Genomic DNA, 16,870 nt, shown 5'->3' on the forward strand with positions numbered 1-16,870 from the left:
GGCGCAATGCCCCATTGGCGCGAATTCGTACTAGGGCCATCATCCACTCGTACTGCCGTCGCGCAAATAACCCTATCGGCGCGACATTGATGCTGGAACTCCATGCGTTGGAACTCGCCGCCTATTGATGAGACACACGGCGGGCCGCGCGACGCTGGGCGTCAGCCTTCCACAGCACCGATGGCGGCCACGATATCAGGGTTGCCGGCCAGCAGCTCCGCGTTGCCCGCGGGCCGCTGGCCAAGCCCTTCGCGCAGGCCCCGTTTGAAGCAGTCGAGGATGACCGCGCGGTTCGCCGAGCGCCAATAGGTCAGCGCCCAGCGGCGCAGGGTTTTGAGCAGCAGCTCGGCGTATTCGGCTGCGGTGAAGTTGCCGCGCGAGAACCGCAGGATCCACAGCTTGTTGCGCACTTCGAAGAAGAACCGCTCGCCCGGGTCGGCGTCGCTGGAGCCAAAGACCTTCGTTTTGTGCACGACCAGGCTTTCGGGCACGTAGTAGCCGGTCGCATGCCTGAGCAGCTTCGTGGTGTATTCGTAGTCGTCGTTCCACAGGAAATACGCGGCGCGAGGCAGCGCGCGAGCGGATTCGATCATGCGCGCGTTGATGAGGCAGGAGACGAACGACAGCGAACGGACCTGGAATGCCTCGGCCGACTGCTCCAGATTCGCTGCGCCCAATGCGCGCCAAGTGCGCGGGCGCGGCTTGTTCATCAGATGTTCACGGCCATCGGTCCATAGCGCTTTCGAACCCAAGACGGCAGGCCAGACGCCATTGCGCTCGCGGGCCTCGCCTGCGGCGGCAAGCAGCTGCTCCAAAGCCGTGGGAGTAGGGATGGTGTCGTCATCCATAAGCCAGACGTACTGGCTCGCCTGTTGGCTGTTGTTGATGCGCCTAGTATTGGGGCGAGTCGTCGTGCCGTGTGCTGCAGAAGCGGCAGCGGCGTTGCCGTAGCTGCCTGTATCGTCGGTGCCATTGTCGGCATCACTGTCGGCAGCGGCGGCCAGCGCACAGGCGATTCCGGCGCAGAACCCGCCAGCGCCGCCCACATTGTGATCGAGCACCGTGACTTCGGGCTGCAAGGGGTGCCGCTTCGCCACATCGGCCGCGCCGTCGGTGCTGGCGTTGTCGATGACGATGACGCGATCCGGGCGCCGGGTCTGCGCGGCCAGCGCGTCAAGGCACTCCTGCAGCAGGCCCGCGCGGTTGTAGGACACGACGATGGCGGTGACGGTAAGACTCATGCGTTCCAGTATAAACACAGCTGGCTAAGCGCTGCTCGGCCTCGGAAACTGATTTCACCATCGTCGCGTAAACTAGAAATCATGCGCTTTCTTCCCGGGCAAGAGCCCACTCATGACCTGACCTATGACGATGTGTTCTTGGTGCCGTCGCGCTCGGACGTGACTTCGCGCTTCGACGTCGATCTGTCTTCGGATGATGGCACGGGCACCACCGTGCCGATCGTGGTGGCGAATATGACCGCCGTCTCGGGCCGACGCATGGCGGAAACCGTGGCGCGGCGCGGCGGCATGGCCATCATCCCGCAGGATATCCCCACCGACGTCGTCGCGAAGGTGACAGGCCGGGTCAAGGCCGCGCATCCGATTGTGGACACGGCCATCACCGTGCACCGCGACGACCCGGTGGCTGCGGTCATTTCGCTGATTCCGCGCCGCACGCATGGCGCTGCCGTGGTGGTCGAAGACGGCAAACCGGTCGGCATCGTCTCCACGAAGGACTGCGAAGGCGTGGACCGCTACGCGCAGGCAGGCACGGTGATGACGCCCGAGCCGCAGGTTGTCAAGCTTTCCGATGTCGAGGGCGGCGGCGAGCACCTGCGCGACGTGTATGGCCAGCTCACCTATCATCGCCGCTCCTTCGTGCCGGTCGTCGATGACGCCGGGCTGCTCGTGGGCGTGCTCACGGCCAAGGGCACCGTGCGTTCGAGCATCTATCGTCCTGCGCTCGACGCGCAAGGGCGATTCCGCATCGGCGCCGCCATCGGCATCAACGGCGACATCGAGTCCCGTGCGCAGGCGCTGCTCGACGCCGGGGTCGATACGCTTGTGGTCGACACGGCTCATGGACATCAGGAGAAGATGATCGCGGCGCTGCATCGCGTGCGCGCGCTCGACCCGAAGGTGCCGATCGTAGCCGGAAACATCGTTACGGCGGCTGGCGTCGAGGACCTGATCGAGGCCGGAGCTGACATTATCAAGGTGGGCGTAGGGCCGGGGGCTATGTGCACCACGCGCATGCAGACCGCTGTGGGCCGCCCGCAGTTCTCGGCAGTGCTCGAATGCGCCGAAGCTGCGCACAAGCTCGGCAAATCCGTCTGGGCCGACGGCGGCGTGCGCCATCCGCGCGACGTCGCGTTGGCCATCGCCGCCGGGGCCAGCCAGGTCATGGTCGGCTCGTGGTTCGCGGGAACGTTGGAATCGCCGGGCACGCTCCAGGTGGACGGCGAAGGCAGACGCTACAAGGAGAGCTTCGGCATGGCCTCGGCCCGCGCCGTCGCGGCTCGCACCGCAGGTGCCGATTCCTTCGACCGCGCACGCAAGGCGCTTTACCAGGAGGGCATTTCGTCCTCGAAGATGTACTTGGATCCGCAACGCCCCGGCGTCGAGGATCTGATCGACGAAATCACTTCAGGCGTGCGCTCCTCGTGCACCTACGCTGGCGCCCGAAATCTCAGGGAATTCGCCGAACGGGCCGTCGTCGGCGTTCAGTCCGCCGCTGGCTATCAGGAGGGCCGCCCGCTGCCGCAGGGATGGCGGGCATAAGATTTGTGGCTCGCGCCTTGTGACCTCGATCCACAAAGCGCGAGCCGGCCTCTCCGCTGGAACTCAGTATTTCCACATTTCAGCAGCTCAGCGCCACCACATCGTCATAAGGAAGCCGACCATGAGAATGGCGAAGGCGATGGCGAGATTCCATGCGCCGATGTTCGGAATCGGGAAGTCGCCGGTGAGGTAGTAGACCACTGCCCACGCCAGTCCGATGACCATCAGGACGCAGAACAGCGGCACGAACCATGTGGGGTTTGCCTTGGTGCCCTTGATGGTCTCCTCGACGCGGCGGGTGTTCTCTTCCTGACGGCGAACCATGCGTTGCATCTGCGGGGTCATCGCCGACTGGTCGATGCTGGCGTTGAGCACGGCCTCGACCTTGTCCATCGGAATGCCGTAGTCGTCCTCGTCATCCTGAGCAGCGGTCTTCGTAGTAGTCTTCGCGTCCGTGTTCGCCGCTGTATCTGCATCGTCGCCCGGCTGCGCGATGTGCGCATTCTCGGCGTCCGACTGCCAGTCCACCTGGCCCTCAGGGTCGCTCGCGCCGGTTTTGTGCAGCTCTTCGTCAGCCATAAGCGTAGTCTCCATTCAATAGGCTAGAAATCATAATAGTGGTTAGACTCGAAAGTGGCGACTATCGGCGAGGGAAATGTGGCGAATATGGCGAAGCGGGCCGGAAAACACGGGGCGAGGCGCTCGACAATGGGCGGTCTCGTCGTTTTCGTGGTCGTCGCATTCTCCGGTTATCTGCTGATGACGAATCTGCGTGTGAACCGCAGCGCCACGGTCACCTCCGACACCTCGCAACTGGTGGAGCAGCGCGTTGAACGGGTGAACAAACTGCAGCAGGAAGTCAATGGCCTCAGCTCGCAGGTCGATGTTCTGAACAAGATGACATCAGGCAATGCAGGCACCCAGGGCAGCTCCAATGACGATGCGGGTTCGGGGACGCTGCTTCCTGCGGTGCAGGGGCCCGGCATCACAGTGACGTTGAATGATTCGTCGCTGTGGGAGAATGCCGTGGGTGACTCCGGCTCCACTGCCGACATCGATTATTACGTGATTCACCAGCAGGATATCGAGGCCGTAGTCAACGCGCTCTGGAAGGGCGGGGCCGAGGCGATGATGATCCAGGACCAGCGTGTGCTGTTCAATTCCGCAGTGCGCTGCACCGGCAACATTCTCACGCTGCAAGGCAAACAGTATTCGCCGCCCTACACGGTCTCCGCGATTGGCGATCCGGATGCGCTCACGCAGGCGCTCAACGATTCGCGCGCCATAGCGACCTACAAGGAGTATGTGCGTGCCTATGGCTTGGGCTGGAAGGTCGAGGCCAAGGACACGCAGCGATTCCCCGAATCAGCGTTGCTGCAGCCGTTGCGTTACGCCAGCGTGCCGCAGGAGGAATTGAAGCAATGAGGGAATGGCAATGAGTGGAAGACACCGCGTAAAAGACACTGAGTAGATGACACTGTGTGAGAAAACACTGTGTGAGGATATTGAGCAGAAGATACCGAGGAAAGATCAATGAGGCATGGTTCCCACGCAGTTGGCGCTCCCGCCCGCGTCGCCCTTGAAGACGAGCTGGCTGGCGTGGCTGATACAGGCGATGTAGGCGGTGTTGCTGATATGCCTGCTGATGCGCCTCAGCCAGGCGAGGCTGCCGATCCTGGCCGCAATGCTGCCGGCACGGTGCAAAATTCCCACGACCGCTCGATGCAACGTCGTCGTTCTGGGGCAGGGTGGCAGGTGCTTGGAATCTTCGCCGAGCTGTTGCTGACGCTGGCGGTGCTGTGCGGCCTGTATATCGTGTGGCAGATGTGGTGGACCGGCGTTGAATCGGAGCGGGAGCAGGATCAGACCAGGCAATCGGCGGCATGGTCGGATCCTGGCGATGGCAAGAATCTGCAGGTGGCCAAGGCCCAGGCAGGCGATCCGCCTGTGCAGCCGACCAGCGCGAACGTCGGCGATCTGGTCGCGCAGATCTATATTCCGCGCTTCGGCGCCCAATGGAACCGCAACGTCGTGCAGGGCACGGACGCGGTGCAGCTCAACAAGCACGGCATGGGGCATTACGAGCAGACGCAGATGCCGGGGCAAATAGGTAACATGGCCATCGCCGGCCATCGCAACGGCTACGGACAGCCGCTGGGGGACGTCGACAAGCTCAAAACCGGTGACCCGATTGTGTTGCGCACTAAGGATTACTGGTATGTCTACCGCTACACAAGCTATCGCATCGTGCTGCCGACGCAGGGCGATGTGGTTGCGCCGAATCCCGAGAATCCTGGCGAGGCCGCAACCAAGCGCATGGTCACGCTGACCACCTGCGAGCCCAAATACAGCACGCCGACGCATCGTTGGATCAGCTACGGCGAGTTCGCCTACTGGGCGAAGGTCTCCGATGGCGTGCCGCAGGAACTGGCATCGACCGACGCTTCGGGCGCGGTGAATTTCATCAGCAACGAAAAGCCGTCGCTCGCCGCCAGACTGCCCTCGCTGGAGCCGGTCGTCATGGTGACGCTTATCGTCTATCTCGTCTTGTTCATCGCAGCTGCGGTCGCATGGCGTTGGCCTGTGCTGCGTGCCATCCGCCAGCGCCGCCGACGCAAGCCGGACATCAGCATCTACGGCACGCTGCTGCGCTTGCAGCCGGGCGTAGCGCCGGTGCGCGTGCTGCTCCTGCTTCTGCTGCTGACCGCGGCCGCCGCTGCGTTGATGCAGTGGGCCTATCCGTGGGCCGCAAGCACGATCCCGTACCTGCGCGCGATGTCGAATTACGTGACTGTCTGATTGCCGAGCCGCTGAGCAGATGGCGCAGTGCGCTGCCTGTGGACTACAATGGCGTCGAAAGCGTCGGCGGCGAACGCCGACCGGCAACTCCAACACAGGCAGAGGGCGATTATGACCGATTCCGCGCATATCCTCGTGGTCGACAACTACGATTCCTTCGTGTACACGATCGTCGGCTATCTCAAGACGCTGGGAGCCACCGTCGACGTGGTGCGCAACGATGCGATCGACGCCTCCGCGCCCAATGTGCTTGCCGGATATGACGGCGTGCTGATCTCGCCGGGGCCGGGCGCTCCGGCGGATTCCGGGTCCAGCGAGAGTCTCATCCGGCTGTGCGCCGCAACCCGTACGCCGATGTTCGGCGTCTGCCTCGGCCTGCAGGCGCTCGCCGAAGTGTACGGGGCGACGGTGGATCACGCGCCCACGATCATGCATGGCAAGACGAGCGTCGTGGAGCACATTGATGATGCGGTATTCGCCGGCGTGGCCGAGCCGATGACCGCGACCCGCTACCATTCGCTCGCCGTCGAGCCGGATTCCGTGCCCGACGATCTCGTGGTCACTGCATGGACCAAGGACGACCACATCATCCAAGGCCTCAAGCATAGGGAGCTGCCGCTGTTCGCCGTGCAGTTCCACCCCGAATCGGTGATGACGCAGGACGGCTATCGCCTGCTGGCGAACTGGCTTGCCATCTGCGGCCAGAGCGACGCCGTCGAGCGCTCCCAAGGCCTGCAGCCCAAGGTCGCGGCTCGATAAGCGGAGGCGTTAAGCGCAGAGCCCTGTGCCGAAGCGTTAAGCGGACAGCCCTGCGGGCTGTCCGTAGCTGAGGTGAGCGGCCACCACGGCCGCGAAGGACGATGCCAAAGGCATCGTCAGTGTGTAGCCGACGCCGAGGGCCCACCGAGGGCCCGAGGTAGCAACGGAGTTCACCCTTGGCCAGTCGTTGAAGTCGTTCATATGTCACAACCCCCGCATAATGGTCGAGAAAACGCGGGGGTTATGACATTAGCGGCGCGGGGGTTGTGTGCCGGCAGCGCACGTGTTTCACTATGACTTTGAGCTGCTTGGGCTGGAGGATGGGGACGGTGAAGCGGCCTTGAGGGTTAGTGTGACCGTGACATTCTTGTCGCTTACTTTTCCTTGCGGGTTTGCGGTGATGACGATGTCATTTTCAGCAGGTGAGCGGGTGCTGCCGTCGGCGAAGACGGCGTTGATATTGTTGAAGCCAGCTGCCTTGAGTTTATCGGAGGCATCTTTATAAGTGGTTCCGAAGGCGATGTCGGGAACAATCGCCTGCGCACCCTTTGAAATATATACGGTGATATTGCTGCCCCTTTCCACTGCTGTGCCAGAGGGCGGATCGATACTCAGCACCGACCCCGCAGGAACGTTGTCGTTGTAGTCACCGTCTCGAACGGTGGTGCTGAAGCCAAGCTTTTGCAGCGCGGCGATCACCTGATCCTGAGGCTGGCCCACGAGATTGTCGGGTACTTGGGTCATGCCGGAGGCGATGCACAGGGTTATCGTCTCGCCTTTGGCCAGCTGCGTACCGGCGGCAGGGTCGGTGCGTGTGACGCGATCCTTGTCCACATCGGCGCTCATTTCGCTGCGCGTCGTGGAGCTCACTTTGAATCCGGCGCTCTCCAAGGCGGCACGGGCCTCGTCCTGCGTCATGTTCTTGACATCGGGCACGATGGCGGACTGCGGCCCTGCGGAGAACCACACCCTGACCGTGGAGCCCTTCGTGACGCTGACGCCGCCCTTGGGATCCTGCTTGGTCAGCGTACCCTCCGGCTCCGTCGAATTGGCGTCGGTTTCGGCCCGGAAGCGCAGGCCCAGCTGGGTGAGCTTCTCCTGGGCGCGGTCCTTGGTGGTCTGCGCGGTGAACGTCGGCACGGTGACAGTCTCGGGCTCCTTGTGCCGGTTCGCGTATGCCAGTCCGCCGACGATCGCGGCGATGATCACGATTGCGCCGATGATAGACGCGATGATGGCCGTTCGTTTGCGTTTGCGCTTGGCTGCGGCGGCCCGTTGCTCGGCGCGGGACTTCAACGCGGTGCCGTTTGCGGATCCGTTCGACGCGGTCGGCACTGCTTCGAATTGCCCGGTCACCGGATTGAAGGCCTGCGTCGCCTCAGTGGCGGCTACCGGGTTCATCGCCTGAGTCGCCGCGGTCTGCTCGGCCTGCTTGCGGGCCTTGACGTTCGCCAGGTCGGTCAGCGGGTTGAAGGCCGCCGCCACCGGCACGCCGCCGTTCATGAAGGTGAGGACGTCGTTCTTGAATTCGGCGGCCGTCGCATAGCGGTTCTGCCGGTCCTTGGCCATCGCCTTCGCGCAGATCTGGTCCCACATCTTGGGCAGCCCGGGCACGATTGCGCTCGGCGGCGTCGCCACTTCGGAGACGTGCTGGTAGGCGATGGCGACTGCGGAGTCGCCGGTGAAGGGCGGGCGCCCGGTAAGCATCTCGTAGAGTACGCAGCCGGCCGAATACAGATCGGAGCGCATGTCGACGGTCTCGCCGCGCGCCTGCTCGGGGGAGAGGTATTGCGCGGTGCCTACGACGCCTTGAGACTGCGTCATCGTGGCCACGGAATCGTCGAGTGCGCGGGCGATGCCGAAGTCCATGACCTTGACCATGCCCTGCTCGGAGATCATGATGTTGCCGGGCTTGATGTCCCGGTGGATGATGCCCATGCGGTGCGAGTATTCCAAAGCGTTCAGGACGCCCAGCATCACCTGTTCGGCGTCGCGCTGGCTCAGAGGGCCGTTCGCCTTGATGATGTCGCGCAGCGTCTGGCCTTTGACGTACTCCATGACGATGTAGGGCAGCCGTTCGGTGTGCCCGGTCTCGTCGATGTTCGTCTCCTCGCCCGAATCGTAGATGTTGACGATGTTGGGGTTGTTCATCTGCGCGACCGAATGCGCCTCGCGCCTGAAGCGAGTCAGGAAGATCTCGTCGTTCGCCAGGTCGGAGCGCATGATCTTGACGGCGACGGTGCGTCCGAGACGCGTGTCGAGCGTGACGCGCACCTCGGCCATGCCGCCGCGGCCGATGAGCTGGCCAAGCTGGTAGCGGCCGCTGGCCAACGAAGAGGGCAGATTGCTACTCATTGTTGTTCCTCCCGAGGTGCCTCGCTGGTGAATGTGCAGTTGCGCCTACGCTTGAGCTTGTGGTTCGCGGCGCAGGCGTGCCGCTGATGAAAATCTGGGACTGCCCCACGTCCTGAATTGGCGCCTGCCCGGATGACCCTCGCAGGCGCGCCTCCAGCATGCTGTGCGGCGCGCTTACGATGCGCCGGGGCATGCGGTTACCGGAGGGCATGATCTTGGTCGAATCGCTCAGCACGGTCTGCTGGTCGAGCAGCCGTCGCTCGATCTTCGAGAGCGTGCGCGAGACGACAAGCGCATCGCCCGGCCGGTCCAGCGGGTCCTTCGAGAGCATCGACATCACGAATTGGGTCAGCTGCACATCCACCGAATCGGGCAACGGGGGCACTGGGTCGTTGACATGCGCGGCGGCGATGTCGACCGGCGTGGCCCCCGTGAAGGGCCGATGGCCGCACAGGCCTTCGTAGGCCACGACGCCGAGCGAGTAGATGTCGGACTGCGCGGTGGCGTGCCTGCCCTGCGCCTGCTCGGGGGAGATGTACTGCGCGGTGCCCACCACCATGCCGTCCTGCGTGATCTGCTCCTGATTGGTGGAGTAGGAGACGCCGAAATCGGTGATCTTCACATCGCCGTCGTCAGAAACCATGATATTCGCCGGCTTTACGTCGCGATGGATGATCCCGTGCGAGTGGGCGATGAACAGGCCACGCGCGGTCTGCTCGAGAATCGGCAGCAGTTCGACCGGATCCATCGCGCCCCTTGCATGGAAGAGATCGGCCAAAGATTTGCTTGGCACATATTCCATGATCAGGAAGCCGATGCCGTCATGCTCGTAGTATTCGAAGAGCGCGGCGATATTGGGATGCGCGAGATTCGCGGAATTATGCGCTTCGGCGCGCAGGCGACGCAGCTTGGCCTCGGCGTTGGTCGCGTCCCCGCGCAGCGCCTTGATGGCCACCGGACGGCCGAGCTGAATATCGTAGCCCTTCCACACCTCGCCCATGCCGCCCTGCGCGAGCCGGCAGTCGAGCCGGTATCGTCGGTGGATGAGCTGGCCTTCGATGAGTTTCATTGCTGCAACGCCTCCTGCATGATCTGCTTCATAATGGGACCGGCTGCGTAGGAGCCAAGCACATCGGTATTATGGACGACCACGGCGACGGCGATCTTCGGATTGTCGGCGGGGGCGAAGCCGATTACCCAGCCGTCGATGCTGCTGTTGTTCTCGCCGATCTGCGCGGTCCCGGTCTTCGCGGCGACCTTCGTGCCGTCGATGGCCAGATTCGGATTCTCCTTGGTCACGACCGCCTGCATCATCTGGTCGAGCTTGTCGGCCGTGTCCTTGCCGAAAGCCTGGGACATGACTGCGGGGTCGGTCTGCGAGATCACCGACAGATCGCTGGAACGCACGCGGTCGACGAGCGTGGGGCGCATCAGCGTGCCGCCATTGGCCACGGCTGAGGCGATGAGTGCGTTCTGCAGCGGCGTCGTGTTCACGTCGCCCTGCCCGATTGAGGCCAAACCAAGCCTGTCGTCGCTGAGGTTCGTGGGGAAGCGCGAGGATATCGCCTTCATCGGCTTTCCGGTGGAATCCGAGCCGTCGATGGTGATCGAGCTGCCGAAGCCGAGCTTCTTGGCTTGGTTTTCGACCGCCTGATCGCCCAGCGAGACGCCGAGCTGCGCGAAGGCCGTGTTGGACGAATAGGCCAGGGCATCCTCGAAGGAGATCTGGCCGTTCGAGCCGTTGGCGGAGCCTTCCGCATTCGTCAGGTTCGTCGCCGTGCCGGGCAGCGTGTAGCTTGCGCCTGCCGGAATCGAGGTGTCCGGGTTGTATTTGCCTGTTTCCAGAGCCGCCGCGGCCACGACGGTCTTGAACGTGGAGCCCGGCGGGTAGTACTGCGAGGTGGCCCGGTTGAGCATCGGGCTGTTGTCGCCGGAGGTCAGCTGCGCGTAGATGTTGTTGACTTGCTTGGTATCGTGCTGCGCCAACTGGTTCGGATCGTAGCTCGGCGTGCTCGCCATGGCCAGAATGCGGCCGGTTTTCGGCTCGATCGCGACGGCCGCGCCATCCTTGCCGGCGAGTCCTTGGTAGGCGGCCATCTGCAGCTTCGGGTTGATTGAGGTTTCGATGGACGCGCCCTTGTTCTCGTCGCCGGTGAACAGCGATTTGATCTTCTGCCAGAACAGGGCGTTCGACTCGCCGGCGAGCAGTTCGTTGCGCGACATCTCCAAGCCGCGATCGACTGGATGCGTGATGGAGAAGTACCCGGTGACAGGCGCGTACAGCGCCCCGTTCGCATAGGAACGCTGGTATTCGAAGGCGTCGTTGACCGGCTCCGACTTGGCGATCACCGTGCCGTCGGAGGCCAGAATCGGTCCGCGCGGAGCGCCGATCTCGTGATACAGCGCACGACTGTTGCGCGGATCGGTGTTGAGCTGGTTTGCGCGGATCGCGGTGATGATGGTGCTGGACAGGCCGAGGATCGTGAACAGGATCACGACGGCGGTGAACAGCTGCCGCAGACTCTTGTTCATGCCGTCGCCCCCTTGCCTTTTCGGCGGCCCAAGCCTCCCCTGCCGTTGGGGCGGCGGCGCTGCGCACGTCCCTGCCCGCGCCTTTGCCCACGTTCCTGCCCCTGCCCGTCGTCGACGAGCTCATGCTCGCGCAGCGCGGCCAGCGCCTCGTAGCGGAAGGTGTCGGAGACGGTGTCCGGCTCGGGCTTGTTCGCGGCATTCGAGATGACGATGAGCAGCCCGGCGAGCACGAAGTTCGCGATCAGCGAGGAGCCGCCGGCGGCCATATACGGCAGGGTCAGGCCGGTGAGCGGGATGACCAGCGTAATGCCGCCCACCACGGTGAAGACCTGGAAGGCCATGGTGAAGACGAGTCCGGAGGCCAGCAGCTTGCCGAAGCCGTCCTTGATGCGCATTGCGGTGCTCAGGCCCGAGGCGATGATGAGCACGTAGAGGACCAGAATCGCCAGCAGTCCGGTAAGTCCCAGCTCTTCGCCGAGAGAAGAGTAGATGAAGTCGGAATTCGCCAGCGGCGTGAGCGAAGGGTGCCCCTGCCCGATGCCGGTGCCCAGCAGACCGCCGGAAGCCATGCCGAAAAGGCCTTTGACCAGCTGCGAAGACCCGCCGGGGTACTGGTTGTACACCGCAGGATCGAGCGGATGCAGCCAGGCCTGCACGCGGTACCCGACATGCGCGAAGAGCCGCGAGGCGACGAAGGACCCGGCGGCGAAGGCCAGGAAACCGATGGCCACCCAGCTTTTGCGGCCGGTCGCCACGTAGAGCATGGAGACGAACATCGCGAAGAACATGAGCGAAGTGCCCAGATCATGCTGGATGACCAGCACGCCCATCGACGCCAGCCAGACCACGATGATCGGGCCCATGTCCTTGATGCGGGGCAGCCGTATGCCCAGCGCCTTCCTGCCGCCCACGGCAAGCTGGTCGCGGTGGTCGAAGAGATAGGCGGCGAAGAAGAAGGCTAGGAAGAGCTTCGAGAACTCTCCCGGCTGGAAGGTATGGCTGCCGAAGCCGACCCAGATGCGTGCGCCGCCGATCTCGCGGCCGATGCCCGGGATCATCGGCGAAAGCAGCAGCGCCAGACCTACGACCATGCTGACATACGAAAAGCGCCGCAGCACCCGGTAATCCTGCAGGAAGACGACAAGCAGCATCGTCAGCACCAGCGCCACGCACAGCCAGATCAGTTGGCGAAAGGCCACATCGGTGCCGTTCGCATCGTCGATGCGCGCGATCATCATCGTGCCGATCGAGGTCAGCAGCAGCACGCAAGGCAGGATCGACTGGCTGGCATAGGGCTGGAATTTGAGCAGCAGCCCCCACAGGGTAAGAAACAGCACGCCGACCACCCCCAGCGTCCCGGCGAATTTCGCGGGGAATGTGCCGGAGGTGCGTTCGAACATCTGGAAGAAGGCGATGAAGCTCAGCAGCATCGCGAAGACCAGCAATGACACCTGACGAAGACGGGTGGCGACCATCACTCGGCCCCCTTCGACTTCGACGGGTTCGCAGCTGCCGATTTCGATGCGGCAGCGCCTGACGATGAGGCCGATGATGAAGCCGATGGCGTAGCGCCAGCGGTCGCCGATGCGCCAGAGCCGCTCTTGGCGCTGCCTTGTTTGGCGGATTTGCCGTTGCTGCCGGCGGACTCCGGCAGGCTTTTGACCTCGCGTTCGATAAGCCGTGCGTGGCTGCGGGCTTCCGACAGGCTGTCGACGGTAATGCCCTGATCCAGCTGGTCGCGCCAGGACTGCGGCAGCTGGCTGACCTTGATGCCGGTGTCCTCGACCCTATGCGACAGCGGATAGCCAAACAGATTCGTGTTGACGCCCTGATAGATCGACACCACGCCGTCGGCCTCGCCCAAGTAGTACTTGCTTTGGCTCCAGCGCCACGCGGCGAAGGCGCTGCCGACCATGGCCGCCAGCAGCACCAGCACGGCGATCAGTACCCGTATGCGTCGGCGCACGCGACGCGACCGGGAGTACTGGCGCTCCTGGACTTGTTCGCGGCGAATCGCCTTGGCGACTTCCGGGTCGTTCGGATCGGCGGATATGCGGCCGTCTCTTTTCTGGACGATCGGAATCTCGCCGGTGTCGATTTCACCGTCGTCGCCGGCCTTTTCCCGCATCGACGACGGCTGCGCCACGCGCGGCTCGGCCGTCTGGACCTGCGTATCCTGATCCTGCGTGAGCGCCGCCGCGCGCTGCGCCGGGGAATCGTTGTCATGGCGCAGGTTGGGCGCAGAAGCCACGGGTTCGTTGACGATGTCGGCGATGGCTTCCAAGCTTGCCGCCGCCGCGCCGCCGATCAACGGCGTCTGATGCGGCAGGTCGAAGGCATCGGCATCCAAGGCAAGCGTCGCGTCGCCAATCACCGCGGTGACGTTGTCGGTGCTGCCGGCCTTGAGCGCCATGGAAACGAGCTGCTGCGCGCATTCGCCCTGATCGGAGATGTGCACGAGCGTCTCTTCGATCGTGGAGTCCTCGAGCACGCCGTCCAGCCCGTCCGAACACAGCATCCACCGGTCGGCGGGATGCGCCGCGCAGATAGCGATGTCAGGGCGCGGATCGATGTCGAAATCGCCCAGCACGCGCATCACGACGTTGCGCTGGGGATGATTGCGCGCCTCGGCGGGCGTGATGCGGCCGGTGTCGATGAGATGCTGGACGTAGCTGTGGTCGTTCGTCATGCGGGTCAGCTTGCCATCGCGCAGCAGATAGGCACGCGAATCGCCGATATGCGCCAGAATCCAGTATCCGGACACCAGCGCGACCGCAGTGACGGTGGTGCCCATGCCGGCCAGCTTGCGCTCGCGCTTGGCCTTGCCCACGATGGCGTCATGCGCGGCCATCACAGAGGTTTCCATCATACTGGAGACCGCGCGCACGTTGCTGCGCACGTCATCGCGTTCGATATGGGCCAGCGAGCGGATCGCGATGGTCGATGCCGTGTCGCCGCCGGCGTGCCCGCCCATGCCGTCGCAGATGGCGATCAGATGCTCGCCGGCGAATGACGAGTCCTGATTGTTGCTGCGGACCGTGCCCACATCCGATATGGTCGTGGAATACAGGAAGAGGGTTGGCGAGGTGGCGGATTGCGGCATACGGCGTGTCACCTCAGCTCGAAGGTCGTGGCGCCGATGCGCACCGGCACGCGGGCCGGAAGCACGGTCGGCTCACTGATGCGGCGCTGATTGACCGCGGTGCCGTTGGTGCTGCCCAAGTCCTCTATGGCCCATTCGCCCGAAGACGGGTCGCGATAGACCCGCGCATGGTGCGAGGAGACGAATTCGTCGTTCATGACCACCGTGTTGGAGGCGGAGCGGCCCAGTGTGATCGGCTCATCGCTCAGCGGCACCGAGGAGCCGGCCAACGGACCGTCGATGACGACAAGCAGTGCCGGCCCTGTTGATTCGGAGGCGGACGCTGGTGCCGATGCCGGCGCGGATATGGGCATCTGCGTGGTGCCGGGGTGCGTTGCAGGAGCGGTGGCCGGGGCAGATGCGGCCTTGCGGGCCCGGCGCTCGGCGCGCCGATGAGCGCGGGATTTGCGCGGGCTGAGCGCTTCGATGTCGCGGTGCAGCGAGCGCACGGCAAGCCAGACGAACACCCATAGCAGAATGAGGAATCCGTATTTGAGAATCGCGAATGTCAGTTCGGTTAACATAGCTTCGAGCGGCGGCTTATCGCGTCAGTCCTGATCCTGCGAAGAGGCCCAGTACAGGATGCGGGTGCGTCCGATCGTGATGGTGTTGCCATCGAGCAGCGTGGCGGCGGGCACCTGATGGCCCTCCACGTACGTGCCGTTGGTAGACCCCAGATCGCGTGCGATGACGCCGTTGTCGGTGATGTCGATTTCCAAGTGATTGCGTGAGATGCCCGGGTCGTCGATGACGATGTCGCAGCCGGAGCCGCGCCCGATAACCGTCTTCTCCTTGGTGAGCAGGTACTGGCTGCCGTTGATCTCAAGCATCGGGCTGTCCTGCGCCTGATCGTCCGTGGTAACGGGAACGGCGTTGCCCTTGACCGACTCGGAGGACAGGTTGAAGCTGCCCTTGCCCAAGTCCAGATCCTCTTCGAAAATTACGACCACCGGTCCGACGAAGGCGTAATGCTGGCTTTTCGCGTACTGCGTGAGATTGTCTGCCAGCTCATTGGCGAGAGTCTCGCTGCCCCACTGCTCGATGTGGTCGAAGTCGGGGGTGCTGAGCTTGAAACGGTACTCGTTCGGGGCCACCGTACGGTCGCGGCCGACCGGCATGGCCTCAGCGTCGATCTCGCGCTCGAGGGCGCTTGAGAGGTCGACGGGCTGCAGGTCCTTGGACCCGAATTTCGCAAACACACCGTTGACGGTACCTTCGACGCTCTTTTCAAAACGGTCGAGAACGCTCATAGTGATCCCTTTCTATCCTCACCCATCCTACGCGGCACGACGAAATGGGCAAAAAATCGTTGCGGATACGTGCAAATTCTTCATCGCCGGGGATGCCATCATACGTCATAGGCCTACCTATTATATGTTTACGCGGATCGCACACGCTGCATGGCTCGCCTGCGTTGAAGTTGGAAGGCTGAAGTACGAGTCGAGCCGCTGGTTCCAGCCAGTGCCCATACGCCGCGGCTCCCGCGCGATGACGGAGCCTGTGCGGGAGCCGTGATGAATGAACGGCTTGAAGCTGCACGACTCCCGCGGCTACGTGCCTGGCGGCACGACAGGGACTTGTCCCATCGGGGGTGTTAGATTCCGAAATTGGGATATGGCGAGAATGGTTATCAATTGATGGTATGTGTCTAGGAAGGACATGGCGGCATGATCGAGCTGAAAACGCCTAAGGAAGTCAATGAGATGCGGCCTGCGGGCAAATTCGTGGGGGACATCCTCTCGAAGCTGCGCGAGATGACGCATCCTGGGACGAATCTGCTCGAAATCGACGACTACGTGCGCCAGCGGATCGAGGCGCGCCCGGGCGCGGTCTCCTGCTACGTCGATTACGCGCCGGACTTCGGCACCGGTCCCTTCAAGCATTACATCTGCACGTCGGTCAACGACGCGGTGCTGCACGGCATGCCGTACGATTACGCGCTGCGCGACGGCGATCTGCTGTCGATTGATCTCGCGATCACGGTCGACGGGTGGGTCGGCGACTCTGCGATCAGTTTCGTCGTTGGCAAGAAGGCCGATCCCGAAGACCTGCGGCTCATCCAGACCACGCGCGACGCGCTCGTCGCCGGCATCCGCATGGCGCGTTCGGGCAACCGGCTGGGCGATATCTCGGCCGCCATAGGCGACGTGGCCCGCGAGCAGGGCTATATGGTCAACCTCGAATTCGGCGGGCACGGCCTCGGCCGCATCATGCACGGCGACCCCTTTATTCCCAACGACGGCAGAGCTCACCATGGCTTCCGCCTGCGCCCGGGCCTGGTCATCGCCATCGAGCCTTGGCTGCTGCGCACGACTGATGAGATCGTGCAGGACGAGAACGACGGGTGGACCATTCGCTCCGCCGACGGCTCGCGCGGCGCCCACACCGAGCACACCCTCGCCATCACCGACGGCGACCCCATCATCCTCACCGCTCGCGAGCACGACGAAACGGTGGAGGCGCTGGGGTTCTAGGTGTCCGAGCAGGCAACGGCCGCTCA

General features: G+C 63.6%; 14 protein-coding genes. 5 read left to right on the forward strand and 9 right to left on the reverse strand.

Annotation, left to right across the window (positions count from 1 at the left end; all coding sequences use genetic code 11):
• Positions 1–161: 161 nt before the first annotated feature.
• Positions 162–1,241 carry a glycosyltransferase gene (locus BISU_RS05730; RefSeq protein WP_024463070.1) on the reverse strand — a complete coding sequence of 360 codons (1,080 nt, stop codon included), beginning with the start codon at positions 1,239–1,241 and terminating at the stop codon, positions 162–164.
• Between the two features lie 81 nt (positions 1,242–1,322).
• Between BISU_RS05730 and BISU_RS05735 the strand changes: the two genes are divergently transcribed.
• A complete protein-coding gene (locus tag BISU_RS05735) occupies positions 1,323–2,783 on the forward strand; it encodes a GuaB1 family IMP dehydrogenase-related protein (RefSeq protein ID WP_024463071.1) in 1,461 nt (486 codons plus the stop codon).
• 87 nt (positions 2,784–2,870) lie between these two features.
• Here the strand turns inward: BISU_RS05735 and crgA are convergent, their stop codons facing one another.
• Positions 2,871–3,362 carry a cell division protein CrgA gene (gene crgA, locus BISU_RS05740; protein WP_024463072.1) on the reverse strand — a complete coding sequence of 164 codons (492 nt, stop codon included), beginning with the start codon at positions 3,360–3,362 and terminating at the stop codon, positions 2,871–2,873.
• Between the two features lie 87 nt (positions 3,363–3,449).
• Here crgA and BISU_RS05745 point away from each other — a divergent pair, with 87 nt between their 5' ends.
• The 3 genes from BISU_RS05745 to BISU_RS05755 all read left to right on the forward strand — a co-directional run bounded on the left by BISU_RS05745 (position 3,450) and on the right by BISU_RS05755 (position 6,341).
• Complete coding sequence (locus tag BISU_RS05745) at positions 3,450–4,208, forward strand: DUF881 domain-containing protein (protein ID WP_024463073.1); 759 nt, start codon at positions 3,450–3,452, stop codon at positions 4,206–4,208.
• Positions 4,209–4,316: 108 nt separating this feature from the next.
• Positions 4,317–5,582, forward strand: a complete 1,266-nt coding sequence (locus BISU_RS05750) for a class E sortase (RefSeq protein ID WP_024463074.1) — start codon at positions 4,317–4,319, stop codon at positions 5,580–5,582.
• A 111-nt stretch (positions 5,583–5,693) separates the two neighbouring features.
• Complete coding sequence (locus BISU_RS05755) at positions 5,694–6,341, forward strand: anthranilate synthase component II (protein WP_024463075.1); 648 nt, start codon at positions 5,694–5,696, stop codon at positions 6,339–6,341.
• A gap of 291 nt (positions 6,342–6,632) precedes the next feature.
• Here BISU_RS05755 and pknB read toward each other — a convergent pair whose 3' ends face one another.
• From pknB to BISU_RS05790, 7 genes are read right to left on the reverse strand one after another with little or no spacing between them, the layout of a single operon-like run.
• Positions 6,633–8,696, reverse strand: a complete 2,064-nt coding sequence (pknB, locus tag BISU_RS05760; RefSeq protein ID WP_033502628.1) for a Stk1 family PASTA domain-containing Ser/Thr kinase — start codon at positions 8,694–8,696, stop codon at positions 6,633–6,635.
• The gene (locus BISU_RS05765) at positions 8,689–9,765 is read right to left on the reverse strand and encodes a serine/threonine-protein kinase (protein ID WP_024463076.1); all 1,077 of its coding nucleotides are present in this window, start codon (positions 9,763–9,765) and stop codon (positions 8,689–8,691) included. Before BISU_RS05765 ends, pknB begins: the two co-directional genes overlap by 8 nt.
• Entirely contained in the window at positions 9,762–11,228 is a 1,467-nt protein-coding gene (locus BISU_RS05770) for a peptidoglycan D,D-transpeptidase FtsI family protein (RefSeq protein WP_024463077.1), read from the reverse strand. Before BISU_RS05770 ends, BISU_RS05765 begins: the two co-directional genes overlap by 4 nt.
• On the reverse strand, positions 11,225–12,703 hold the full coding sequence (locus tag BISU_RS05775; RefSeq protein ID WP_024463078.1) for an FtsW/RodA/SpoVE family cell cycle protein: 1,479 nt from the start codon (positions 12,701–12,703) through the stop codon (positions 11,225–11,227). The genes BISU_RS05770 and BISU_RS05775 overlap by 4 nt, the downstream gene beginning before the upstream one ends.
• Entirely contained in the window at positions 12,703–14,331 is a 1,629-nt protein-coding gene (locus BISU_RS05780; protein ID WP_024463079.1) for a protein phosphatase 2C domain-containing protein, read from the reverse strand. Before BISU_RS05780 ends, BISU_RS05775 begins: the two co-directional genes overlap by 1 nt.
• Before the next feature lie 8 nt (positions 14,332–14,339).
• On the reverse strand, positions 14,340–14,894 hold the full coding sequence (locus tag BISU_RS05785) for an FHA domain-containing protein FhaB/FipA (RefSeq protein WP_024463080.1): 555 nt from the start codon (positions 14,892–14,894) through the stop codon (positions 14,340–14,342).
• 24 nt (positions 14,895–14,918) lie between these two features.
• A complete protein-coding gene (locus BISU_RS05790) occupies positions 14,919–15,620 on the reverse strand; it encodes an FhaA domain-containing protein (RefSeq protein WP_024463081.1) in 702 nt (233 codons plus the stop codon).
• Between the two features lie 417 nt (positions 15,621–16,037).
• On the opposite strand from BISU_RS05790, the gene map reads away from it, so the two are divergent.
• A complete protein-coding gene (gene map / locus BISU_RS05795) occupies positions 16,038–16,844 on the forward strand; it encodes a type I methionyl aminopeptidase (protein ID WP_024463082.1) in 807 nt (268 codons plus the stop codon).
• The last annotated feature ends 26 nt before the right edge of the window (positions 16,845–16,870 follow it).

It is taken from the genome of Bifidobacterium subtile (assembly GCF_000741775.1).
Lineage (GTDB): Bacteria > Actinomycetota > Actinomycetes > Actinomycetales > Bifidobacteriaceae > Bifidobacterium > Bifidobacterium subtile.

Coding starts and splice junctions, on each gene's coding strand:
- BISU_RS05755 (WP_024463075.1), top strand. CDS start 5,694: ATGACCGATTCCGCGCATATCCTCGTGGTCGACAACTACGATTCCTTC.
- BISU_RS05745 (WP_024463073.1), top strand. CDS start 3,450: ATGGCGAAGCGGGCCGGAAAACACGGGGCGAGGCGCTCGACAATGGGC.
- BISU_RS05785 (WP_024463080.1), bottom strand. CDS start 14,894: ATGTTAACCGAACTGACATTCGCGATTCTCAAATACGGATTCCTCATT.
- BISU_RS05790 (WP_024463081.1), bottom strand. CDS start 15,620: ATGAGCGTTCTCGACCGTTTTGAAAAGAGCGTCGAAGGTACCGTCAAC.
- BISU_RS05750 (WP_024463074.1), top strand. CDS start 4,317: ATGAGGCATGGTTCCCACGCAGTTGGCGCTCCCGCCCGCGTCGCCCTT.
- BISU_RS05765 (WP_024463076.1), bottom strand. CDS start 9,765: ATGAAACTCATCGAAGGCCAGCTCATCCACCGACGATACCGGCTCGAC.
- BISU_RS05730 (WP_024463070.1), bottom strand. CDS start 1,241: ATGAGTCTTACCGTCACCGCCATCGTCGTGTCCTACAACCGCGCGGGC.
- BISU_RS05735 (WP_024463071.1), top strand. CDS start 1,323: ATGCGCTTTCTTCCCGGGCAAGAGCCCACTCATGACCTGACCTATGAC.
- BISU_RS05770 (WP_024463077.1), bottom strand. CDS start 11,228: ATGAACAAGAGTCTGCGGCAGCTGTTCACCGCCGTCGTGATCCTGTTC.
- BISU_RS05775 (WP_024463078.1), bottom strand. CDS start 12,703: ATGGTCGCCACCCGTCTTCGTCAGGTGTCATTGCTGGTCTTCGCGATG.
- BISU_RS05780 (WP_024463079.1), bottom strand. CDS start 14,331: ATGCCGCAATCCGCCACCTCGCCAACCCTCTTCCTGTATTCCACGACC.
- map (WP_024463082.1), top strand. CDS start 16,038: ATGATCGAGCTGAAAACGCCTAAGGAAGTCAATGAGATGCGGCCTGCG.
- crgA (WP_024463072.1), bottom strand. CDS start 3,362: ATGGCTGACGAAGAGCTGCACAAAACCGGCGCGAGCGACCCTGAGGGC.
- pknB (WP_033502628.1), bottom strand. CDS start 8,696: ATGAGTAGCAATCTGCCCTCTTCGTTGGCCAGCGGCCGCTACCAGCTT.